18 protein-coding genes and 1 other RNA gene are annotated in these 22,772 nt (G+C 41.2%); 5 read left to right on the forward strand and 14 right to left on the reverse strand.

From position 1 onward, the window contains the following. The first annotated feature begins 2 nt into the window (after window positions 1-2). Both EAE93_RS10855 and EAE93_RS10860 read left to right on the forward strand, forming a co-directional pair. Window positions 3-3,152 (forward strand): efflux RND transporter permease subunit, encoded by a 3,150-nt coding sequence (locus EAE93_RS10855; RefSeq protein WP_036808883.1) that lies wholly within the window; start codon window positions 3-5, stop codon window positions 3,150-3,152. A 1,049-nt stretch (window positions 3,153-4,201) separates the two neighbouring features. Further along, the gene (locus tag EAE93_RS10860) at window positions 4,202-4,405 is read left to right on the forward strand and encodes an HHA domain-containing protein (RefSeq protein WP_011147992.1); all 204 of its coding nucleotides are present in this window, start codon (window positions 4,202-4,204) and stop codon (window positions 4,403-4,405) included. A 105-nt stretch (window positions 4,406-4,510) separates the two neighbouring features. Here EAE93_RS10860 and ffs read toward each other — a convergent pair. Beyond that, an RNA gene (ffs, locus tag EAE93_RS10865) (signal recognition particle sRNA small type) lies at window positions 4,511-4,607 on the reverse strand. A 134-nt stretch (window positions 4,608-4,741) separates the two neighbouring features. Beyond that, window positions 4,742-5,194, reverse strand: coding sequence for a YbaY family lipoprotein (locus EAE93_RS10870; protein ID WP_235319401.1), 453 nt, complete (start codon window positions 5,192-5,194; stop codon window positions 4,742-4,744). 370 nt (window positions 5,195-5,564) lie between these two features. Here EAE93_RS10870 and tesB point away from each other — a divergent pair, with 370 nt between their 5' ends. Then, the gene (gene tesB, locus EAE93_RS10875; RefSeq protein WP_036808880.1) at window positions 5,565-6,428 is read left to right on the forward strand and encodes an acyl-CoA thioesterase II; all 864 of its coding nucleotides are present in this window, start codon (window positions 5,565-5,567) and stop codon (window positions 6,426-6,428) included. A 72-nt stretch (window positions 6,429-6,500) separates the two neighbouring features. Here the strand turns inward: tesB and amtB are convergent, their stop codons facing one another. From amtB to EAE93_RS10900, 5 genes are all read right to left on the reverse strand, one after another. Then, window positions 6,501-7,784: an ammonium transporter AmtB gene (gene amtB / locus EAE93_RS10880; protein ID WP_044467060.1), complete on the reverse strand. Its 1,284-nt coding sequence runs from the start codon at window positions 7,782-7,784 to the stop codon at window positions 6,501-6,503. Between the two features lie 22 nt (window positions 7,785-7,806). Beyond that, window positions 7,807-8,145: a P-II family nitrogen regulator gene (gene glnK, locus EAE93_RS10885; RefSeq protein ID WP_036808877.1), complete on the reverse strand. Its 339-nt coding sequence runs from the start codon at window positions 8,143-8,145 to the stop codon at window positions 7,807-7,809. Between the two features lie 179 nt (window positions 8,146-8,324). After that, a complete protein-coding gene (locus EAE93_RS10890) occupies window positions 8,325-10,109 on the reverse strand; it encodes a SmdB family multidrug efflux ABC transporter permease/ATP-binding protein (protein ID WP_036808875.1) in 1,785 nt (594 codons plus the stop codon). An 11-nt stretch (window positions 10,110-10,120) separates the two neighbouring features. Next, the gene (locus EAE93_RS10895; RefSeq protein WP_036808872.1) at window positions 10,121-11,875 is read right to left on the reverse strand and encodes a SmdA family multidrug ABC transporter permease/ATP-binding protein; all 1,755 of its coding nucleotides are present in this window, start codon (window positions 11,873-11,875) and stop codon (window positions 10,121-10,123) included. A gap of 122 nt (window positions 11,876-11,997) precedes the next feature. Further along, window positions 11,998-12,459, reverse strand: a complete 462-nt coding sequence (locus EAE93_RS10900; protein ID WP_036775135.1) for an Lrp/AsnC family transcriptional regulator — start codon at window positions 12,457-12,459, stop codon at window positions 11,998-12,000. A gap of 127 nt (window positions 12,460-12,586) precedes the next feature. Between EAE93_RS10900 and EAE93_RS10905 the strand changes: the two genes are divergently transcribed. Together EAE93_RS10905 and queC are read left to right on the forward strand one after the other, a co-directional pair. Further along, window positions 12,587-13,639: a PLP-dependent cysteine synthase family protein gene (locus EAE93_RS10905; protein WP_036775132.1), complete on the forward strand. Its 1,053-nt coding sequence runs from the start codon at window positions 12,587-12,589 to the stop codon at window positions 13,637-13,639. 32 nt (window positions 13,640-13,671) lie between these two features. After that, complete coding sequence (queC, locus tag EAE93_RS10910; RefSeq protein WP_036775131.1) at window positions 13,672-14,370, forward strand: 7-cyano-7-deazaguanine synthase QueC; 699 nt, start codon at window positions 13,672-13,674, stop codon at window positions 14,368-14,370. A 28-nt stretch (window positions 14,371-14,398) separates the two neighbouring features. Here the strand turns inward: queC and EAE93_RS10915 are convergent, their stop codons facing one another. From EAE93_RS10915 to clpP, 7 genes are all read right to left on the reverse strand, one after another. Beyond that, on the reverse strand, window positions 14,399-14,806 hold the full coding sequence (locus EAE93_RS10915) for an acyl-CoA thioesterase (protein WP_036775130.1): 408 nt from the start codon (window positions 14,804-14,806) through the stop codon (window positions 14,399-14,401). A 155-nt stretch (window positions 14,807-14,961) separates the two neighbouring features. Next, a complete protein-coding gene (locus EAE93_RS10920; protein ID WP_036808869.1) occupies window positions 14,962-15,336 on the reverse strand; it encodes a ComEA family DNA-binding protein in 375 nt (124 codons plus the stop codon). Between the two features lie 150 nt (window positions 15,337-15,486). Further along, window positions 15,487-17,358, reverse strand: a complete 1,872-nt coding sequence (gene ppiD, locus EAE93_RS10925) for a peptidylprolyl isomerase (RefSeq protein WP_036808866.1) — start codon at window positions 17,356-17,358, stop codon at window positions 15,487-15,489. 177 nt (window positions 17,359-17,535) lie between these two features. Then, window positions 17,536-17,811: a nucleoid-associated protein HU-beta gene (gene hupB / locus EAE93_RS10930; RefSeq protein ID WP_011148005.1), complete on the reverse strand. Its 276-nt coding sequence runs from the start codon at window positions 17,809-17,811 to the stop codon at window positions 17,536-17,538. Window positions 17,812-18,039: 228 nt separating this feature from the next. Next, complete coding sequence (gene lon / locus EAE93_RS10935; protein ID WP_036775120.1) at window positions 18,040-20,394, reverse strand: endopeptidase La; 2,355 nt, start codon at window positions 20,392-20,394, stop codon at window positions 18,040-18,042. Window positions 20,395-20,601: 207 nt separating this feature from the next. Beyond that, window positions 20,602-21,873: an ATP-dependent protease ATP-binding subunit ClpX gene (gene clpX / locus EAE93_RS10940; RefSeq protein WP_036775117.1), complete on the reverse strand. Its 1,272-nt coding sequence runs from the start codon at window positions 21,871-21,873 to the stop codon at window positions 20,602-20,604. A gap of 137 nt (window positions 21,874-22,010) precedes the next feature. Then, window positions 22,011-22,634, reverse strand: a complete 624-nt coding sequence (gene clpP / locus EAE93_RS10945; RefSeq protein ID WP_036775116.1) for an ATP-dependent Clp endopeptidase proteolytic subunit ClpP — start codon at window positions 22,632-22,634, stop codon at window positions 22,011-22,013. Between the last annotated feature and the right edge of the window lie 138 nt (window positions 22,635-22,772).

Below are 22,772 nucleotides of genomic sequence, written 5' to 3' on the forward strand. Positions count from 1 at the left end.
TCATGCCTAAGTTTTTTATAGATCGGCCAATCTTTGCATGGGTAATCGCAATTATCACCATGCTGGCTGGGCTGCTGGCAATTATGAAATTACCCGTGGCGCAATACCCTACTATCGCACCACCGGCGATTTCTATCGCTGCAACTTATCCCGGCGCAGATGCCACCACTGTACAAAACACAGTTACTCAGGTTATCGAACAGAACATGAATGGTATCGACAACCTGGTTTATATGTCTTCCGACAGTGATTCTGCTGGAAACATGAATATCACACTAACCTTTGAAGCAGGTACTAACCCCGACATTGCACAGGTACAGGTGCAAAACAAGCTGCAACTCGCTATGCCTCTGTTACCACAAGAAGTACAACAGCAAGGGATACGTGTAGATAAGTCCACAACCTCTTTCCTAATGGTTGCCGGATTCATCTCTGAAGATGGTTCCATGTCACAGGACGATATCTCTGATTATGTTGGTGCAACTGTCAAGGACCCTTTAAGTCGCGTAACCGGTGTAGGTGACACAATGCTTTTCGGTAACCAGTATGCCATGCGTATCTGGTTAAATCCTGACAAGCTCGTTAACTACAAAATGACGACTTTAGATGTAATAAATGCAATCAAAGCGCAAAATAACCAAATAGCCGCCGGTCAATTAGGGGGAACTCCTCCCGTTCCAGGTCAACGCCTGAATGCTTCGATCATTGCTCAAACACGTCTAACCTCACCAGAAGAGTTCAGTAATATTCTCCTGCGCGTCAATACTGACGGTTCTCAAGTCCGTCTGAAAGATGTAGCAAACGTGGAACTAGGTGCAGAAAGCTACAACATCATTGCCCGCTATAACGGTAAACCTGCTGCGGGTATCGGTGTCAAACTAGCGACAGGCGCTAACGCTTTGGATACATCCAAAGCAGTAAAAGAAGCACTAAAAAATATGGAACCTTTCTTCCCTCACGGGCTGAAAATTGTCTATCCATATGACACCACACCATTCGTTAAAATCTCTATTAACGAAGTGGTAAAAACACTGGTTGAAGCAATTATGCTAGTGTTCGTGGTAATGTACCTATTTCTCCAAAATTTCCGCGCAACACTCATTCCAACCATTGCGGTTCCAGTCGTACTCTTAGGAACATTTGCGATACTCGCTACATTTGGCTATTCAATAAATACATTAACCATGTTTGCTATGGTTCTTGCCATTGGCTTACTGGTAGATGATGCCATTGTTGTTGTAGAAAACGTTGAACGTGTTATGCAGGAAGAAGGTCTATCGCCAAAAGAAGCAACCAGGAAATCAATGGGACAAATCCAAAGCGCCTTGGTTGGTATTGCAATGGTGCTGTCTGCTGTATTTATCCCAATGGCCTTCTTCGGCGGTTCAACCGGTGCAATTTATCGTCAATTCTCGATTACTATCGTATCTGCAATGGTACTCTCTGTGCTGGTAGCCTTAATCCTGACACCAGCTCTATGTGCCACTATGTTGAAACCCATTGCCAAAGGTAGCCACGGTAAGCAGACCGGCGTCTTTGGCTGGTTCAACCGAATATTTGACAAAAGTACCCACCACTATACTGACAGTGTTGGTCGTATTCTACGCAATACAGGCCGTTATCTGGTAATTTATGTATTCCTGGTGGCTGGTATGGCCGTCATGTTCACACGTTTACCATCTTCCTTTCTTCCTGAAGAAGATCAGGGAGTTTTGCTGACAATGGTTCAATTACCTGCGGGGGCGACACAGGAACAAACAGAGAAAGTTCTGGATAAAATAAGCGATTACTTCAATACAGAAGAAAAAGATCGTGTGGTTTCTGTATTTACCGTCAGCGGCTTTGGTTTTAGTGGTCAAGGGCAAAACACTGGGTTGGGCTTTATAAGCCTGAAAGACTGGAGTGAACGCCCTGGCGCTGAAAACAAAGTACCTGCTATTGTTGCCAGGGCTAGCGCTCACTTCCAGCAAATCAAAGAAGGTATGGTTTTTGCGTTTAACATCCCGGCAATTGTAGAGTTAGGTTCAGCAACCGGCTTTGATTTTGAATTAATTGATAAAGCAAACCTTGGACATGACAAACTGACAGAAGCTCGTAACCAATTACTTGGCATGATACAACAGCATCCAGATATGTTAGTAGGTGTTCGTCCTAATGGTCAGGAAGATACTCCTCAATATCGGCTCAGAATTGATCAGGAAAAAGCTGAAGCTCTGGGTGTTTCCATTGCTGATATTAACTCAACACTCAGCACGATGTTTGGTAGTAACTATGTGAACGACTTTATTGATCGCGGTCGCGTCAAAAAAGTTTACGTTCAGTCGGAAGCACCTTATCGTATGTTGCCAAGTGATATCTACAAGCTGTATGTCCGTAACAAACAAGGTGAAATGGTTCCATTTTCTGCCTTTATAGATACATCCAAAGAACCCTGGACCTACGGCTCACCACGTCTGGAACGTTACAACGGTTTACCATCAATGGAAATTCTGGGTGAAGCAGCTCCAGGTAAAAGTACCGGCGATGCAATGGCCCTGATGGAAGAGCTGGCATCCAAGCTACCGAATGGGATCGGTTTCGATTGGACAGGTATGTCCTATCAAGAACGCCTATCCGGTAATCAGGCTCCAGCTCTGTATGCATTATCGTTGATAGTGGTATTCCTCTGTCTGGCAGCACTATATGAAAGCTGGTCAATTCCATTCTCAGTTATGTTAGTAGTACCATTGGGTATTGTTGGGGCCTTGTTGGCAACAACATTCCGCGGTTTGGATAACGATGTTTATTTTAAAGTTGGCTTATTAACCACTATCGGGTTGTCGGCGAAGAACGCGATACTCATCGTTGAATTCGCTAAGGATCTGATGGAAAAAGAAGGCAAGGGGTTGATAGAAGCTACGCTAGATGCGGTAAGAATGCGTCTTCGCCCAATCCTAATGACATCACTAGCATTTATGTTAGGTGTTATTCCCCTAGTACTGAGTAATGGTGCAGGTTCTGGCTCTCAAAACGCGGTGGGTACTGGGGTATTAGGCGGAATGATTGCCGCAACCTCGCTAGCAATCTTTTTCGTGCCAGTATTCTTTGTGGTTATAAGACGACGTTTCAGTAAGAAAGCGGAGGAGATTGAACCTGCGTCAGAATCTCATTAATGCTACCAACAATAACCAGAAGGCCGTCAGATCGGCCTTCTTAATATAATAGTTGCTTCCACCTGGCAAGATTCTGATCATTAACCTATCCGCTTAATCTTTAAGTAATTTTGTTTAAATTTAATTATGATCACCACTTATGAGTATAAAATAGCTTTAAAAATCCAAGCATTAGTGACTTTAATAAAATTAATATGAAAGTTGTCGGACAAAAATTACTTTATCTTTTTTTACACTAAATGACAAAAAACAATACCAGCACATAGTGACTTATGTAATAATGATGTTATATTCATTGATTATTGTAGCCATCAGGCTATAATCTGCCGTTACTGGTATCTGAGAGTAATACTGTTTTATATAAACCTACATATTAACTCACACATACTAGCCGATATTTATAGTTTATTGAGTTAAGGTATGAATTTTTGTTAAGAGCTGATCCTGATTTACTAGAAGAAAATCAGAGCTATCTGTAAAAAAGATAAATAATCCCAAAGAACGATTATAGATACATAATAATAATCTCTCGAAAAAAATTTTATAATACGTGTATATGCTTAGTGTTTAACTCAAAAAATTAAGTAATGGCATATACTGGAAGATCAACATAGCATGGATGAATATTCACTCAAGATGACATAATATTGATGAATTAAAATGCTTATGTGAGAATCTAAGGCAAGAGGTACGTCTAGTACAAAGTACACAGAGATGAGACTGGTTGTGAAAATAATTTTTACATCTCAGAATAATTTAGAGCTAAACAAATAGAACGAATACATATCAACTTTCGTTTAGTACTTTAAAATAAAATATTCTGATGATTTCAACCTTCTCTCTTGAATTGATAAATGTATTGATAATACATATACTTACAAATCTCTTGGAAACAAATTAAGATTAGCGTTTCCAGACTTGTGGAATGGTAAAAACTAATGAACGCTCAATCAGCGTCCTGTTACAGGATTTAAGTTGTTCCTTGAGCAAAATTTGATTGAATATTTCCCTCAATAATTTTTTATATATGTTAAATAAGAAAGGCGATTATGACTAAAACTGATTATCTGATGCGTTTAAGAAAATGCACCACGATTGATACACTAGAACGTGTGATTGAAAAGAACAAATATGAACTTTCAGGAGATGAACTTGAACTATTCTACTCTGCTGCGGATCACCGCCTAGCTGAGCTGACCATGAATAAACTGTATGATAGAATTCCACCTTCAGTATGGAAATACGTTCGCTAAACTAAAATAGTCTTTATCAGATAGAAAGTGATCCGAGCCGGTAAAGTGCTATCGGCTTATTTAGATCATCTATGTATTTAGGTTATCAATGAAAATTGGCGAGGGCTCTGCCAGCGACATCCCGGCACACACATCCCCTGCTATGGCTGCTTCCTTCCGGACCTGACCAAGTTAACAAGTTAGCGTTGCGGGAGAACCAACAGAGCCCCCATTGTGACGTGTTGCTTTAACTTCAAAGCGGCGCCATTATCATTCATACCTACTCAAATAGCAAGACAAGCAGGCCCGAATGCTGATTTATTGCACATTACAAGTGAATACAATTAAGGAAATGTATTATCTAACGGCTTTCAACGTAATTTCGATATTTTTAGTCTTCCCATTATTAATCACTTCATACGCTGTATCTGTAACAAACATCAATCGACTATGCAGCGAAACAGAAGCACTGACAACAATGCGTGCACCCGGCTTAATTTTGTCTGATTGATAAGGCAAAACAAAATGGAAAGGCGATTGTTTCCCTCCTAAACGCTCAACCTTCTGAGACAGAGTAACTGAAGGTGCATCAAGCAAAGATACATCAGATAAAGCCACTGTCAGAACAGCATCTGCTGGCAATGCTATACGCTGTAGTATATTAATATTGCCTTCAACAAAAGAACGTTTCATTGGATTTTCAATCTTTTCCACCTGAGTATCTACTACCTCAGCACCTTGAGCATTACACCCAACCAAAGCAACCGCTAGTAGTACACCAACGGGGAGTTGCCATAACTTCATATACATTCCTCCATTATTAACTAACCTCTACCCGTTATCTTTCAAGTTGCCTCTTTGTTGGCTGCGTTCACTCACCCCGGCCACATAGTTACCTATGCTCCCGGGGATTCGCTCCCTTGCCGTCGCGATGCATCTTGAAATCCATAGGGTATATATTAAACATTAAAATAAATTGAAATATCAAATCATTAAATCTAAACCATCTGGATTATAGATTAAAAAATTGAATATCAGACACCAACAAATCTCATATTCTTTATTGCACTACTGTCAGGACTTAAAACATTTACAATTTAGTTATTTATTAATCATATATTAATGAGACAATAATTATCCCTTGTACTCTCTATAACCTAATAGAAAACAAAGGCATATTATGAGCAAGTCATTACAGAATCTGATAAATTTGATGAAATTGGAAAAAATTGAGGAAGGTATTTACCGAGGGCAAAGTAAAGATCTCGGTTTTCCTCAGGTTTTCGGGGGGCAAGTGATTGGTCAGGCACTGTATGCAGCCAAACAAACCGTTGTCGATGACCGGATGGGCAACTCTTTCCATAGCTATTTCTTACGCCCCGGAGACAGCCACAAACCTATCGTCTATGATGTTGAAATTCTACGTGATGGGGGAAGTTTTAGTGCCCGGAGAGTCAGTGCCATTCAAAATGGCAAACCTATCTTTTATATGACTGCCTCATTTCAAAGTCACGAAGAAGGTTTTGAACATCAGAATATGATGCCGGATATACCATATCCAGAAGAACTTATCCCTCAGAACGAAATCGTGAAAAAGATGTCGCATCTGCTGCCACAGAAGATGCAGAATATTCTTCTCTTTCCCTGCCCGCTAGAAATGAGGCCCGTAAAATATCACAGTCCATTTAATTGCCCACCAGAAGAACCTATACGCTATGTTTGGTTCCGCAGTAATGGCAATATGCCTGATGACCCTTTTATTCATCAATATCTACTTGGCTATGCCTCCGATTTTAACTTTCTGCCAACAGCATTACAGCCACATGGTGTCGGGTTCCTTGAGAAAAATATTCAGATAGCAACAATTGACCATTCTATGTGGTTTCACCGCCCGTTTAAACTAGACGACTGGCTACTATATGCTATAGATAGTCCATCAGCTTCCGGTGCCCGTGGTTTTGTTCGGGGACAAATTTATAATCGTGAAGGGGTACTTGTTGCTTCCACTGTACAGGAAGGTCTGATTAGGAAACGCAACAGATAAATGAATAAGGCAGCAAATTAAGAAACCAGCATTGTATTTTATGGTCTTATTGCTGCCTTTTAATATTACAACTTAATTATAAGCACTCTCTCCATGAGAATTAATATCCAACCCTTCCCTTTCAACTTCAACTGTAACCCGCAGCCCTACCAACAGCTCTGCTATTTTAAAAGCAACAAAGGCAACAATGACTGACCAAACCACACAAACCAGTATACTAAAAGCCTGGATACCAACTTGCTCCAACATGGTTATACCCTCTGCATGCCCGGTTCCTCCCAAAGATTTAGCCGTAAAAACCCCAGTCAGGAGGCAACCCACGATCCCACATACGCCGTGTATACCAAATACATCACATACATCGTCAACGCGTAACCATCGTTTTAAAGCCACCACCCCCCAAAGTCCGGTAAAACCCGCGATCAGACCAATGATTAATGCACCACCAACACCCACCATTCCAGCAGCAGGTGTAATACCAACCAGTCCAGCAATACAGCCTGAACATGCTCCTAGAAGAGACGGCTTATTACGGAAAAACCATTCTGCAAAAACCCATGACAGAATAGCGGCAGCAGTCGCCACAATGGTATTTAAAAATGCCAGAGCAGCTATCTCATTAGCAGCATTAGCAGAACCCGCATTAAAACCGAACCAACCAATATAGAGCACAGCAGTACCAGTGAAAACCATCGGTAAATTATGTGGTTTAAATGCTTCTTTCCCAAAACCAGTGCGTTTTCCCAGCAAGTAAGCACCAACTAATCCAGCTACAGCAGCGTTAACATGAACAACTGTACCACCCGCAAAATCCAATGCTCCATCCTGTGAAAGTACACCACCGCCCCAAACCATATGCGCCATAGGCAGGTAAGAAAATGTCAACCACAGCACACTAAAAATTAACAAAGCCGAAAAGCGAATACGCTCCCCTAATGCACCAACAATCAAAGCAACAGTGATACAAGCGAAAGAACCCTGAAATGCCACATGAATTAGCTGATAAAAACTGCCACTTAAGTCAGTGAATGCCAAATTCTTTAGCATCATTTGACTAAAACCACCGAGAAAACCATTCCCTGGTTCAAAAGCCAAGCTGTAACCGTAAATCACCCACAACACACATACTAAAGCAAAGCTCACCATAACCTGAGCCATGAGCGATAAAACGTTTTTACTCCGTAACAATCCACCATAAAACAGAGCAATTCCCGGAATGGTCATAAACAGAACAAGGACTGTACAAATCATCATAAAAGCATTATCAGCTTTGTCAGCAACGCCTTCCGCAGCCTGAGATAATGATGGTACACAACTGGCCACAATACCGGCAGCCACTGAGAATTGTCTTTTCACATCTATCTTCTCTATCAGTGAGTTACAGTGCCGCATCGTTAGTTTCTCCTGTTCTAATACGAATAGCCTGTTGTAATTCAACGACAAAGATTTTACCGTCGCCAACTTTTCCAGTGAAAGCTGATTGCTGAATAGCATGAATTACCTCCTCAACTAATTCATCTGCTACAGCAATATCTATCTTTATTTTAGGTAAAAAATTGACACTATATTCAGCTCCACGGTAAAGCTCCGCATGCCCTTTCTGACGCCCAAATCCTTTTACCTCTGTTATGGTCAACCCCTGAACACCAAGATTAGAGAGAACTTCCCGAATATCCTCTAATTTGAATGGTTTTATAATTGTCGTAATGAGCTTCATATATCCCCTTTCCATCCGGCTATTATGTTTGCAATAAGGAAATAGCAAAGGGTGTGCCAGAAACTAAAAGAATATAAAAATCAAATAATAATAAAGAAAATAAAAATTCTGGAGAAGTAAGAAGGAGGGAGAGTAGCGGATATACTCTCCCAGAGTGCACCTAATCAGTGCAAGCCTGATTAAATTAGTACCTCTTTTTCAGAGATTGTGCCACATTCATTTAGTGTCTCACCGACTTGTTGCAATTGATACATCTGATAATAACGTCCACACCTCGCCAATAATTGCTGATGGCATCCCTGTTCAACAACTGCACCACGATGTAGCACCAGAATGGTATCAGCTTCCACAATAGTAGACAGGCGGTGAGCAATCACGATCAACGTCGTTTGCTGACGAATCAACCTCAAAGCCTGTTGTACCGTCTGTTCTGTACTAGAATCAATGTTTGCAGTCGCTTCATCAAGGATCAAAATTTGTGGCGTTTGCACTAACACTCTCGCCATAGCAAGCAACTGTTTTTGACCAGCCGACAACGTATTACCCTGCTCTCCCAAAATAGTATGAAGTCCATTAGGTAATGTACGTACTAACTCAGCTAATTGCACGGTTTCCAATACCTGCCAAACTTTCTCTTCTGAGATATTCCGGCCAAGCGTAATATTATCAAAAAAAGAATCAGCAAGAACGACCGGGTCCTGCTGAACCATCGCTATACCATTGCGTAGTACCGAATGAGACAGGGATGATACAGGCCGACCATCGAGGTAAATTTCCCCTTTCTGCCACGGATAATATCCCATCAGTAAATTTGCCAACGTACTTTTACCACTACCGGTATGACCAACCAAAGCAACAAAACCATGAGCCGGAACCTGTAAATTGATGTCTTGTAAAACTACTTTGTCATCCCGATAAGAAAAGCTAACATTTTCTATATCAATTCGACCGCTAGACAGTGGCTGATTATCCATGCCATAGCCTTGTTGAGGACTATCCATTAATTCAAATATTCTCTCACCAGCAACCACAGCCTGCTGCAAGATAGATTGCTGGGAGGTCAACTCAATGAGTGGTTCATTCAACCGTGCCAAGTAATCGATAAAGGCATACAACACCCCAACACTAATTACGCCGATTCCATTAAAACCAAATAGCATGATAAGGCCACACAGTACCATAGCTGACACAAAATTCAGTAATGGTCGTAATAAAAGCCCGTCTAACCGTAGTGCCTGCATTCTTGCTTGATAATGAGCAAGATTAGTTGCCAGCATTCGTTCACCAAAACGGGCCTGCTGCCGGAATTGTTGGATGACACTCATTCCATTGATAATCTCGTTAAAATTATCATTAACGTCAGCTAAATAACTACGTACCTGTCGGACAATTGGTGTACTTAGATACTGATATATCGCCATAACAATTAATACGATAGGAAAAATAAGAATTGCAATCAATGCCATACGCCATTCCAGTACAAACATGGCAATCAACATAGCGCTAATTAATGCTATACCACGGAATATCGTAGGGACCACATTGACATAAAGATCTAGAACAGCCTCTGTATCATTCGTTACACGAGAAATTAATTGCCCTACTGGTTGATTATCAAAAGCACTCAAAGGCTGACGCAATGCCGCATTCATCACATCAGTACGAAGTTGACGAACAACATCAACTGATATTTGATTGAACAATAAAGCCTGGAAATAGTGTAATACAGCGGTGATCAGTTGCAGAGCAATAAAGGCTACAGCCAAGCCAATAACCAATCCAATGGGCATATTACCTGTTGCAACCATATTATCGATAAAATAACAAATTAGAACAGGACCACTTACCTCCGCAATTGCAGCCACCCACAACATAAGTACCGCCAGCACCAGCAGCTTACGATAATCTTTCCCATAAACCAGCAAACGTTTCAGAGACGGCCACAATTGACGAACCTTAGTCATCTCTATCTCCTTCATACGATTCCATCCTCACTATCCAGTGCTGCTTCAATCTGCTGATAATGATACATATCACGATACCATCCTGGTTGCTCCACCAGTTGCTGATGCTGTCCCTGCTGTATAATCGAACCTTGCTGCATCACCAAAATATTATCAGCATCAGTTAATGCCGACAGACGATGGGCACTAATAATGACAGTACGTTGTTGTCTCCATTGCCTTAAGTTTTGCAAAATACTGTATTCAGTTTGCCCATCAACCGCAGATAAGGCATCATCCAAAATCAAAATCTCTGTATCTAAGAGTAATGCTCTCGCAATAGAGATACGCTGCTTCTGCCCACCAGAAAGCATCACACCACGCTCCCCCACCTCCGTTTGATACCCTTCCGGTAAACGAAGAATATCTTCATGAACACAGGCAAAACGAGCAACTTCTTCAATTTGCTCCTGTGTAGCATCCGGACGTCCCAAAGCAATATTACTGGCAACGGTATCTGAAAACAGAAAAGGTGTTTGATTGACAACGGCAAAACGAGCCCGCCATTCATCCAACTGGATATCTGCAATTTTTATCGACTGGAAAAGAATTTCTCCCTCAGTTACATCAAACTGTCTCTGCATCAGAGCAAGCAGGGTACTCTTACCTGAACCTGTTAGACCACAGATCCCTAGTAACTGCCCAGGAGATAACCTGAAATTAATTTGATTCAGAACACTTTTATTACTTTGAGGATAATTAAAAGATTTAATATCCACATTCAGGATACTACGCTCAGGTGATAAATGACGGAGACCATTTTTAATGACAGGAGGTTCTTGTAATAAACTACGGATACGGCTATATGCAGCACCTCCCCGTTCAACAATATTAAACATCCATGCTAGCGCCAACATTGGCCAAATCATCAAACCAAGGTACATTACGAAGCTAGTAAGTTCACCCAGTGTTAATCCCCCATTCAACACCATCCAACTACCCCCTCCGACAGCCAACAAATCTGATATACCGATTGCAATAACAATTGTCGGATCAAACCGGGCATCTACTCTGGCAACATACATATTCTTACGGCTAGCCTCTACTGCAACTTGCTCAAACTGATTTGCTTGTAGATCTTCAAGACCAAATGCCTTGATCATACGAATACTAGTCAAACTTTCTTGAGCTTGATTATTCAGAGCAGAAAATGCACCTTGTGCCGATTTAAAACGATGATGTAGCTGATCACCATATCGTTTAATAATAATTGCCATAATAGGCATAGGTAACATAGCCAATAACGTTAACTGCCAACTAATTTGGACACTCATTACAATCAACACCGCGCAGCCCATAACTAGCGAATCAACCAACGTTAACACACCTTCCCCCGCGGCAAACACCACCCGTTCCACATCATTAGTAGCACGAGCCATCAAATCGCCGGTACGGTGACGCAGATAAAATTCCGGATTTTGGCGACTGAATTGCTGATAAAAATTATTCCGTAATTTAACCGCTAATTGATATGACGCCCCAAACAACCATAATCGCCATATATATCGTAGAATATAGACAAACAACGCTACGACCAACATAACACCAATCCATATCATCAATTGGTAAGATGACATAGATCGAGTACTAATGCCGTCAACAATGATACCCACCAAATATGGAGGAATCAGTAGCAGAACAGAAATGATAATAAGCAGGGTTACTGCTCCAAGGTAGCGACGCCATTCGCGACGGAAGTACCAACTTAATTGAGAAAATAATATCACAAATGTATATCCCGAAATATAAATTTATATTTAAATATAAACTTAAATATAAATTTAAATAAATAATAAGAACATTGAACCAAACTCAAAATAATTGAATTAATTCTCTGAATAATAATGGACTAATCTGGTATCGGCAATACTGTAGTATACTTAATTTTTTCCATTGCAAAGTTGGATGTAACATCAATCAACCCCGGGATACCGTTCACCATACGCTTGTAGAAAAGATCATAACTTTTCATATCTACAACTTCAACATGCATCAGATAATCACACTCACCAGCCATACGATAAAAAGCCAAGACTTCTGGCATTTGTTTTATAAATGCGACAAATTGCTCATACCAAGCACTATTATGCTGCTGAGTTCTGATCATCACAATTACTGTCAGCCCTAGTCCTAACTTTTCACTATCAAGCAAAGCAACCTTACCGATAATATAACCTTCATCTTCAAGTCGTTTTAGCCGCTTCCAACAAGGAGTAGAGGTAAGATTAACAGCTTCCGCCAATGCATTCAGAGACAGACTGCAATCTTTCTGTAGTAACTTTAGCAATTTGCGGTCTGTTTTATCTAACATAACTACCTCTCATAGAAAATTTTTCCATAAAGAAACCACACATTAAGAAAAATAACAATCTCTTTCTCCCAGTATCAAGTTAATCTACCCGCCACCAATTATTTTTAAATTACAGAGTTAATAATTAATGTCACACAGTTGGACCACCAAGGCAATCAGAGAGATTCAAGCAGACCATCAACGCAGTTCTGACACTCATCTTATCCGCCTTAATTTACCGGTTTTCCCAGGTATCCATTTATATCTAAAAGATGAAAGCACCCACCCAACCGGTAGTCTGAAACACAGGCTTGCCCGTTCTTTATTCCTTTACGCACTTAGTAACGGCTGGATAAAGGAAGGTACCCCGGTTATTGAATCCTCATCGGGTAGTACCGCTGTATCCGAAGCCTATTTTGCCCGCCTGCTTGGGTTACCTTTTATTGCTGTTATGCCCTCATATACCGCTAAACGTAAGATTCAGGAAATTGAATTTTATGGTGGTAAATGCCATTTTGTTAACCATTCAGCACAAATTTATGACGAGTCAGAACGACTGGCGAAAGAACTAAATGGACATTATATGGATCAATTTACTTACGCCGAAAGAGCAACAGACTGGCGAGGTAACAACAATATTGCTGAAAGTATTTTTCGCCAGATGCAAATGGAACCATTTCCTGAACCAGATTATATCGTTATGAGCGCTGGTACTGGGGGAACTTCTGCAACGTTAGGACGCTATATCCGTTACCAAGGGCATAACACGAAACTAATTGTTGTCGATCCAGAAAACTCTATATTCTATGACTATTACCGTCAAAATTGCTGTGATATTCATGGCAATTATAGCAGTAAGATTGAGGGTATTGGCCGCCCTCGGGCTGAGCCTTCTTTTATTCCTTCGGTTATTGATGACATGATACAAATACCCGATTGCGCCAGCATTGCAACAATTTACTGGCTGGAAAAATTGTTAGGCAGAAAAGTTGGCGCATCTACGGGGACCAATGTCTGGGGAGCTCTCCTGCTTGCTAACCAAATGCATGAGCGTGGAGAACAAGGTGCAATAGTAACTTTATTGTGCGACAGTGGTGAACGTTATCTCGATACCTATTACAATCCAGATTGGGTAAAAAATAACATCGGCGATATTTCACCTTATCTCAAACAACTATCCAATTTCCGTAGTTATAAGTAACATAACCATTTTATTCCAATGAGGATGTTACAATGAGACGAGCAGTTGTTGTATTCAGTGGTGGACAAGATTCCACTACCTGCCTAATCAAGGCAATTAATCAATATGACGAAGTACATTGTGTCACTTTTGATTATGGTCAGCGCCATCGTGCCGAAATTGATGTTGCACGTAATGTCAGCCATTCTCTTGGTGTTGTTGCACATAAAGTACTGGATGTCACATTACTTAATGAACTGGCCCTCAGCAGTCTGACTCGTGATAACATCCCTGTTCCCGACTATAGTGAAAGTGAAAAGAGTGCCATACCCAGTACATTTGTCCCTGGCCGCAATATTTTGTTCCTGACACTGGCTGCTATATATGCTTACCAAGTTGAAGCGGAAGCGGTTATTACTGGCGTATGTGAAACTGATTTCTCCGGTTACCCTGATTGCCGTGATGAATTCGTCAAAGCGCTGAATAAAGCTGTAAGCCTTGGCATTGCCCGTGATATCCGTTTTGAAACGCCATTAATGTGGCTCAACAAAGCTGAAACTTGGGCATTGTCCGACTACTACCAGCATTTAGACTTTGTTCGTAGTCAGACATTAACTTGCTACAACGGCATTCAAGGTAATGGATGTGGTACATGTGCCGCTTGTCATCTCAGAGCTAACGGATTAGAACAATATTTGAATGCTCCGGATAAAATAATGGCTGAAATGAAAGCAAAAACACATTTAGTTTAATCCAAATGGCAATGAGAGCCATCCCCTCTCATTGCTCTGTTTTCACCAAAGCTCCCATTATTTCACGTAATTCACCTTCAATAGATAATGCTCTTTGCGTTTTTCTATCAATCCAAACAAATGTAGTCTTAGCATCTGCGATGAGTTGATTGTTCCTTCTGCGTATGATTTCCTGAGAAAATACACCACTTCTGTTTCTCAGCTCCGTCAATCGGCAATCCACCTCCAATTCATCGCCAAGAACTGCTGAACTGCGATAATTAATATTAATGTTGACCACTGCAAATCCAACATTGTTTTTCTGTATCCATTCCACTACAGAATGCTTATGCAACCATTCCCACCGAGCACTTTCCAGAAATTCCAAATAGCGAGCATTGTTCACATGCTGAAACAAATCTATATGATAACCATGAACTTTTATAATTGAACTCATAATATTGCCTTTATGTTAAAGTCACTCATCTGACCAGGTTGATTTCACAATAGCAAAACAAAAAATTCACACTAATTAAAGTGATTTATTTGCAACCTTGATCACAACATCCCCATTCATAAAAAAAATCATGAATGAGGATGATAGATAATATACTAGTAACTCAACTTACTTCTATTTCGTTCAATAAAAACTGGTCCTATTCCCTGAACCTCCTGTAACTGCTCCACCGTAGTAAACGCACCATGTTTTTCTCGATATTCAACGATTCCTTGTGCCTTTTTTACCCCAATACCATTTAGTGCTTTTGCTAACTCTTCCGCACTTGCAGTATTAATATTCACCTTTCCCTTTTCTTCTACTTTCAAAGCATCCTGCTGCTGTAATTGCTTTTCTGATGAAGAATTACTGGTAGTATTGGCTGTTTTAGCTACTTTATCTTTTACTTGTTCAGTGGCAATCGCGAATTGCCCTCCACACGCATAAAGCAAGCCAACGAGCAAAACAGATAAAATTCCCGATTTTTTCATATTAATTCCTCCATGTTTTATGAGCGGAAAAAAGATTGCCACAGATAAATTTGAGTACAATGGACAAAGATCAGATATGCGAAAGGCCGCGAAAGCGGCCTTTATTGACAAGATAATTACAAAGATATTTGCGATATTCTCCGCAAATTTTTATTCGATATGACCTAACTTAATTTTGGCTTTTTCACGCAAGCTAACCAGTAAAGACTCCAGCATAGCGTTACCCATTTCACTCTGATAGCTATCAATCATGCTTTTAATTTGTTCTTCGGATACAACACCTGGAGTAACTTTATCTAGTTGGATCAACACAACATCATCCAAACTATTTTTCGTCAAACCATATTCTGCCTTACCTCCTTTCGGCCGTGGTAAAGCAAATACTGCACCAACTAACACATTATCCTGAGATGTACGCTGAATAACCTGAGATTCACCAAATTGAATACCTGCATCTTTCAAGGCTTGCTCACCTTTACCTTCTTTTAAGGCAGCCAGTAATTTCTCACTTTCGACTTGAAGTTGTTTTTCAGCTTTCTGACGTTTAACCAATTCAGTAACTTGCTCTTTAACTTTCTCGAAGGGTTGTACTGTTTCTGGCTTATAATTATCTACACGGAGAACAAATGCACGATCACCTTCAACGGAGATAACATCAGAGTTAGTCCCTGTTGGCCCCTGTCCATCAACAAGATTACCTTCAAAAATGGCATGAATGACGGCCCCAAAATTAATCTCTGTCGGCACACTATTGCGATCAAACCAATCAGTCGTCACAATCTTAATACCTGAAACTTCCTCAGCCGCAGCTAGAGATTCATTATCGCTAGTAGCAGCATCACTAACCTTCTGTTGCAGAGCATAGAAAGCATCTACTGCTTTTTCCTGCTTAACCGTTTTCTCAATTTCAGAACGAACTTCAGATAAGGGCTTAATTACTTGAGGCTTAACATCATCCAAATGGAAAATAGCGAAGCCATTAGAAACCTTAAGCACAGAAGAAATTTGGCCTTTCTCTTTCAAATTAGCTTGTTTCAACTCTTCAGGAAGAGCATCCTCTTCCATCCAACCGATCTCACCACTATTTTTCGCTGAAAACTTATCCGTAGATTTTTTAGTCGCTAATTTACCAAAATCAGCACCTTTATTTAACTCATCAAGCACTGTTTTGGCTTCAGCTTCAGTTGCAAGCTGAATCAGACTGTATTTTTTCTGCTCTGGTTGGGTATAACGTTTCAGATTATGTTCGTAGTAAGCATCAACATCAGCAGATGTAGCTGAAACTTTATTCATTTCATCTACAGCGTCCATCTTGATATAGCTAACTTTCACTTCTTCTGGAGCAATAAAGCTGCTTTTATTCAGATTATAGTAATCTTGTAAGTCTTTATCTGTTACTTCCTGCTGCGCCTGAATTTTCTTCAGCTCCAGTGTAGCCATACGGGCAGTTCTCTGTTGCAGAAGTAATTCAGCGCTGAGTTTTACCTCACTAGGCAATGCTATTTCACTACCAGAAAAAGCCATAATTAATTGTTGATTAACTAAATTCTGGCGTGTTTGTTCAGCAAAAATATCTGGACTCATATTGGAACGATCGAGCAACTCCAGATATTTGTTGTTATCAAATTTACCATTTGTCTGAAAGTAAGAGATATTTCGGATAGAATCCTTAACTTGCTCATCGCTGGCAGATAAACCCAATGCACGGGAATATTGCTCAATCAGTACATTATTAATTAGACGCTCCAAAGCCTGATTACGAATCTGCTTCATGCTTTGTTCGTCACTTGCCAACACTGAGAATTTATCTCCCAATTGCTCTTGCAATGCGTTTCTCTCTTGCTGAAACGCACCCTCCAATTGAGCACGACTGATAGCCTGGCCATTCACTTCGGCAGCATAACTACCAGCTCCACTTGTCAGGTAGCCGCCAACCCCCGTCAAAACAAAAGACAGGATAATGAGAGCCAGCACGATTTTAAGCACAGGACTGTTTGCCGCCGTGCGTAGGTTGTCCATCATAAAGAGGCAAAACTCCGCTTTGGTGAAATTGAAAACGCCATATTACGCTAATTCAAGCGATAAGAGAAAAAAAGCGCACCAATCAATTGATGCGCTTCTATTTTAACTTACCAAACCTGTCTCGTCAGTCTATGTTTGCCAATATAACAAGGACTGATAAACAATATTTGGTTCATGTCACCCATTAACAGCGTCTTTCAAACCTTTACCTGGACGGAAAGCAGGTACTTTAGCCGCAGCAATTTTGAGCTCTTTTCCTGTTTGAGGGTTACGGCCTGTACGTGCAGAACGTTCACGAACAGCAAAAGTACCGAATCCCACCAGAGCAACATCATCGCCATCCTTCAATGCACCCGTTACAGAAGAAATAAATGCATCTACTACACGCCCTGCGGCTGCTTTAGAAATATTAGAGTCAGCAGCAATCTTGTCGATCAGTTGTGATTTATTCACTCTTATCATCCCCATATAGTTTTTACTATCGCATCAGAATCCTAACGGATAACCCGATAGCAGTGCCGTTATATCAATCCTTTCCGATATTGGCAAGAAATCATAAGACAACAAAATATTTATTAGACAGTTCATCCAAGTTAGCAATATAAAAAGGCTGGCAAGCCTGAATTCGCTTACCAGCCTATATTTCATCCATAATTATTAAGATAGTTCACTATTTTTGCACTATTGAACTGACACTAATTCTGCGCCAAACACAGGATCCTGCAATGTAATAGCCAAAACATCTTCAATACGTTTTACTGGATGGATCTGTAGATCTGCAATAATATTTTGGGGAATTTCTTCCAGATCACGTTTATTCTCTTCCGGAATTAAGACTGTTTTAATTCCGCCTCGATGAGCAGCCAGTAGCTTCTCTTTCAAGCCACCGATTGGCAGAACTAAACCACGCAATGTGATTTCACCGGTCATAGCAACATCAGCTCGAACCGGATTACCGGTCAGACAGGAGACCAATGCTGTACACATGGCGATACCCGCACTTGGGCCATCTTTCGGCGTCGCACCTTCCGGAACGTGGACGTGAATATCCCGTTTCTCATAAAAATCAGCGTTGATACCCAACTTATCAGCACGAGCACGAACAACGGTTAATGCTGCTTGAATGGATTCCTGCATAACCTCACCGAGTGAGCCAGTATAGGTTAGTTTACCTTTCCCTGGAACACACGCGGTTTCAATGGTTAGTAAATCACCACCAACTTCAGTCCATGCAAGTCCTGTGACCTGACCAATACGGTTTTCCGTATCTGCACGGCCATAATCCACACGTTGAACACCCAGATACTCTTTTAAGTTATCTGAATTGATTTCAATATGTTTTAAATTTTTATCCATTAACAATGCTTTTACCGTCTTACGGCACAGCTTAGAAATTTCTCGCTCTAAACTACGCACTCCTGCTTCACGAGTGTAATAACGGATAATCCCAATAATAGCACTGTCATCAACAGTTAATTCGCTTTTTTTCAGGGCATTACGTTCAATCTGCTTAGGCAGCAAATGACGTTTGGCAATATTCAATTTTTCATCTTCGGTATAACCGGAAAGACGAATAATCTCCATACGATCCAACAATGGCGCCGGAATATTCATAGAGTTGGATGTTGCAACAAACATGACATCTGACAGATCATAATCGACCTCCAGATAATGGTCGTTAAATGCCACGTTCTGTTCCGGGTCCAAAACTTCCAGCAAGGCAGAAGCTGGATCACCACGCATATCGGATGACATCTTATCAATCTCATCCAGCAGAAACAGAGGGTTCTTCACTCCAACTTTGGACATTTTTTGGATCAATTTGCCCGGCATAGAGCCAATATAGGTTCGGCGATGACCACGGATTTCAGCCTCATCACGAACCCCACCCAGTGCCATACGCACATATTTCCGCCCGGTCGCTCGCGCAATGGACTGACCTAAAGAGGTTTTACCCACCCCAGGAGGCCCAACCAAACATAAAATCGGCCCTTTAATTTTACTAATTCGGCTTTGTACTGCCAAGTACTCAAGGATACGCTCTTTCACACGCTCCAAACCATAATGGTCGGTATCCAAAGTTTCCTGAGCTTTAACCAAATCTTTTTTGACTTTACTTCGAGCAACCCACGGAACCTGCACCATCCAATCGATGTAACTACGGACAACCGTCGCTTCCGCCGACATAGGAGACATCATCTTCAGTTTTTGCAATTCAGCTTCGGCTTTTTCACGAGCCTCTTTGGGCATTTTTGCTGCTTCAATTTTACGCTTTAGGGTTTCATACTCATCAGGCGCATCATCCATTTCACCCAATTCTTTCTGAATCGCTTTCATCTGTTCATTCAGGTAGTACTCGCGCTGGCTTTTTTCCATTTGTTTCTTCACGCGGTTACGAATGCGTTTTTCTACCTGTAACAAATCAATTTCTGACTCCATCATTGCCATCAGATATTCAAGACGCTCAACGACATCAGACATTTCCAAAACAGTCTGTTTATCACTAAGCTTCAATGGCATATGCGCAGCAATTGTATCAGCTAATTTAGCGGCATCTTCGACACTGTGTAACGAGGTCAGAACCTCTGGCGGAATTTTCTTATTTAATTTAATGTAGCCTTCAAACTGATTAATAGCAGTCCTGATCATAACTTCTTGCTCACGCTCATCAACGAGCGGCGAGTCAAGATACTCAGCATGAGCAGAAAAATGTTCGCCATTATCAGCCAGAGTCGTAATGCGGGCACGTTTCAACCCTTCGACAAGCACTTTTACCGTGCCGTCAGGCAGTTTTAACATCTGTAAAATAGAAGCTACGGTACCAACGGAGAAAAGGTCATTAACCCCTGGCTCATCAGTTGAAGCTTCTTTTTGCGCAACCAACATGATCTGTTTGTCATGATCCATTGCTGCTTCCAGGCAGTGAATAGACTTCTCACGCCCTACAAACAATGGGATCACCATATGCGGGTAAACCACCACATCGCGCAGAGGCAATACAGGGATTTCTATGCGTTCGGAACGCTCAAGATTCATAGAGCTCTCTCTTCGTTTAGCTTTCGCCAGTTTTTAGGAATCTCGTGAAACACGGTTCTCACGAGTTTCACTCCATAGAATATAAAATATATGGGGACAGGAATTTGACATTCAATGGTATGGCACTTTAATAAAAACAAAATGAGGGTAATCCCCTCATTTTATTCAATAATATCTCGTTTAGTGAATTCTCTGCCCTAGACTCAATTATTCACCAGAAACCTGGGCATCCGGTTTGCTGTAAATCAGCAAAGGCGCAGATTGACCATTGATAACAGATTCATCTACAACAACTTTTCCAACGTTTTCCATTGATGGTAGATCATACATAGTGTCCAACAAGGCGCCTTCAACAATAGAGCGTAGGCCGCGGGCCCCCGTTTTACGAACCATTGCTCTCTTAGCAATAGCAGTCAAGGCTTCACTTCTGAATTCCAGATCAACGCCTTCAAGGTTAAACAGTGCTTGATACTGCTTGGTCAACGCATTTTTAGGCTCTTTCAAAATCTGAATCAACGCTTCCTCACTCAATTCACTGAGCGTGGCAACAACAGGTAACCGCCCAATAAATTCAGGGATAAGCCCAAACTTAATGAGATCTTCCGGCTCAGCCTGTGCAAGCAATTCGCCTTCAGTCGCTTTTTCTGACTCACCTTTGACTTTCGCACCAAATCCAATACCCGTACTGGTATTTAAACGCTGGCCAATGACTTTATCCAGACCTGCAAACGCACCACCACAAATAAATAGGATTTTGGAGGTATCTACCTGTAAAAACTCCTGTTGTGGATGTTTACGCCCCCCCTGAGGAGGAACTGCCGCAATTGTACCTTCAATCAGTTTCAGCAACGCTTGCTGTACACCTTCACCTGAAACATCCCGAGTAATTGATGGGTTATCAGATTTACGTGAAATTTTGTCAATTTCATCAATGTAAACAATACCGCGTTGAGCTTTTTGTACATCGTAGTCACATTTTTGCAGTAATTTCTGAATAATGTTTTCTACGTCTTCTCCCACATATCCCGCTTCGGTCAGCGTAGTCGCATCGGCCATGGTAAAAGGAACGTCAAGATAACGAGCCAATGTTTCAGCCAATAGCGTTTTACCACTCCCTGTCGGCCCAATAAGCAGAATATTACTTTTACCTAATTCAACACCGTTACTGATATCGCCATTACGTAACCGTTTGTAATGGTTATAAACAGCAACCGCCAACACTTTTTTCGCCGTTTCCTGGCCGATAACATAATCATCCAAATGCTGACGGATTTCATGAGGCGTTGGTAATGCACTACGCTCACGATGTGGTACAAGCTCTTTAATTTCTTCGCGAATAATGTCGTTACATAAATCCACACACTCATCGCAAATATATACTGACGGGCCAGCAATCAATTTTCGCACTTCATGTTGGCTTTTCCCGCAGAAAGAGCAATACAGCAGCTTTCCTGAACCGTCTTTGCGCTTATCTGTCATCAGTCACAACCTCACTTTATCAACTGCTCCCCCAGATTTATCTGGCAAAGCAGGAAACTTCTGCTATTACCCCAAACGTCATAGCTTTACCAAATGGTAAGCCGAATGTTTATATTATAGCTTCCGGGAATAATAAATTAATCGCGATGGGTGAAAATCTTATCAACCAATCCATACTCTACGGCTTCATCTGCCGACAAGAAACGATCACGTTCTGTATCTTTCGCGATCTCTTCAATAGGTCTTCCCGTATGTTTTGCCATTAACTCATTCATACGCGATTTTACTTTCAATATTTCCTGAGCGTGAATTTCAATATCTGTAGCTTGTCCCTGGAAACCGCCTAATGGCTGATGGATCATAACCCGGGAATTTGGCAAACAGATACGTTTTCCCTTTGCCCCAGCAGTCAACAAGAATGCTCCCATTGAACATGCCTGCCCCATACAAATAGTACTGACATCCGGTTTAATAAACTGCATCGTATCATAGATGGACATTCCCGCAGTAATCACACCACCTGGCGAGTTGATATATAAGAAAATATCTTTTTCCGGATTCTCCGCCTCAAGAAACAGCATCTGAGCTACAACCAGGTTTGCCATATGATCTTCAACCTGACCGGTCAGAAAAATAATACGTTCTTTTAATAAGCGCGAATAGATATCGTACGAACGTTCCCCACGCGCAGTCTGTTCAACTACCATCGGCACCAGAGCCATGTGAGGCGCATATTGATCCCGCTTGTCGCTATATGACATTTTCGTCTCCTAATAGAATTCATGTTGGTGCCATTCATAACCAATTCTACTTGAGATAAGCGATGATGACCATGATTCAAAGTTAACCAATCAAGGGGGAATTACCCCTGAAAAATTTTGCAATCATATACATAATAT

The organism is Photorhabdus akhurstii, assembly GCF_018448925.1.
GTDB classification, from domain to species: domain Bacteria; phylum Pseudomonadota; class Gammaproteobacteria; order Enterobacterales; family Enterobacteriaceae; genus Photorhabdus; species Photorhabdus akhurstii.

What these genes read in the sequence shown, in the direction of transcription:
- EAE93_RS10855 (WP_036808883.1), top strand. Translation starts at nt 3, where the DNA reads ATGCCTAAGTTTTTTATAGATCGGCCAATCTTTGCATGGGTAATCGCA.
- EAE93_RS10860 (WP_011147992.1), top strand. Translation starts at nt 4,202, where the DNA reads ATGACTAAAACTGATTATCTGATGCGTTTAAGAAAATGCACCACGATT.
- EAE93_RS10870 (WP_235319401.1), bottom strand. Translation starts at nt 5,194, where the DNA reads ATGTATATGAAGTTATGGCAACTCCCCGTTGGTGTACTACTAGCGGTT.
- tesB (WP_036808880.1), top strand. Translation starts at nt 5,565, where the DNA reads ATGAGCAAGTCATTACAGAATCTGATAAATTTGATGAAATTGGAAAAA.
- glnK (WP_036808877.1), bottom strand. Translation starts at nt 8,145, where the DNA reads ATGAAGCTCATTACGACAATTATAAAACCATTCAAATTAGAGGATATT.
- EAE93_RS10890 (WP_036808875.1), bottom strand. Translation starts at nt 10,109, where the DNA reads ATGACTAAGGTTCGTCAATTGTGGCCGTCTCTGAAACGTTTGCTGGTT.
- EAE93_RS10900 (WP_036775135.1), bottom strand. Translation starts at nt 12,459, where the DNA reads ATGTTAGATAAAACAGACCGCAAATTGCTAAAGTTACTACAGAAAGAT.
- EAE93_RS10905 (WP_036775132.1), top strand. Translation starts at nt 12,587, where the DNA reads ATGTCACACAGTTGGACCACCAAGGCAATCAGAGAGATTCAAGCAGAC.
- queC (WP_036775131.1), top strand. Translation starts at nt 13,672, where the DNA reads ATGAGACGAGCAGTTGTTGTATTCAGTGGTGGACAAGATTCCACTACC.
- EAE93_RS10915 (WP_036775130.1), bottom strand. Translation starts at nt 14,806, where the DNA reads ATGAGTTCAATTATAAAAGTTCATGGTTATCATATAGATTTGTTTCAG.
- EAE93_RS10920 (WP_036808869.1), bottom strand. Translation starts at nt 15,336, where the DNA reads ATGAAAAAATCGGGAATTTTATCTGTTTTGCTCGTTGGCTTGCTTTAT.
- ppiD (WP_036808866.1), bottom strand. Translation starts at nt 17,358, where the DNA reads ATGATGGACAACCTACGCACGGCGGCAAACAGTCCTGTGCTTAAAATC.
- lon (WP_036775120.1), bottom strand. Translation starts at nt 20,394, where the DNA reads ATGAATCTTGAGCGTTCCGAACGCATAGAAATCCCTGTATTGCCTCTG.
- clpX (WP_036775117.1), bottom strand. Translation starts at nt 21,873, where the DNA reads ATGACAGATAAGCGCAAAGACGGTTCAGGAAAGCTGCTGTATTGCTCT.
- clpP (WP_036775116.1), bottom strand. Translation starts at nt 22,634, where the DNA reads ATGTCATATAGCGACAAGCGGGATCAATATGCGCCTCACATGGCTCTG.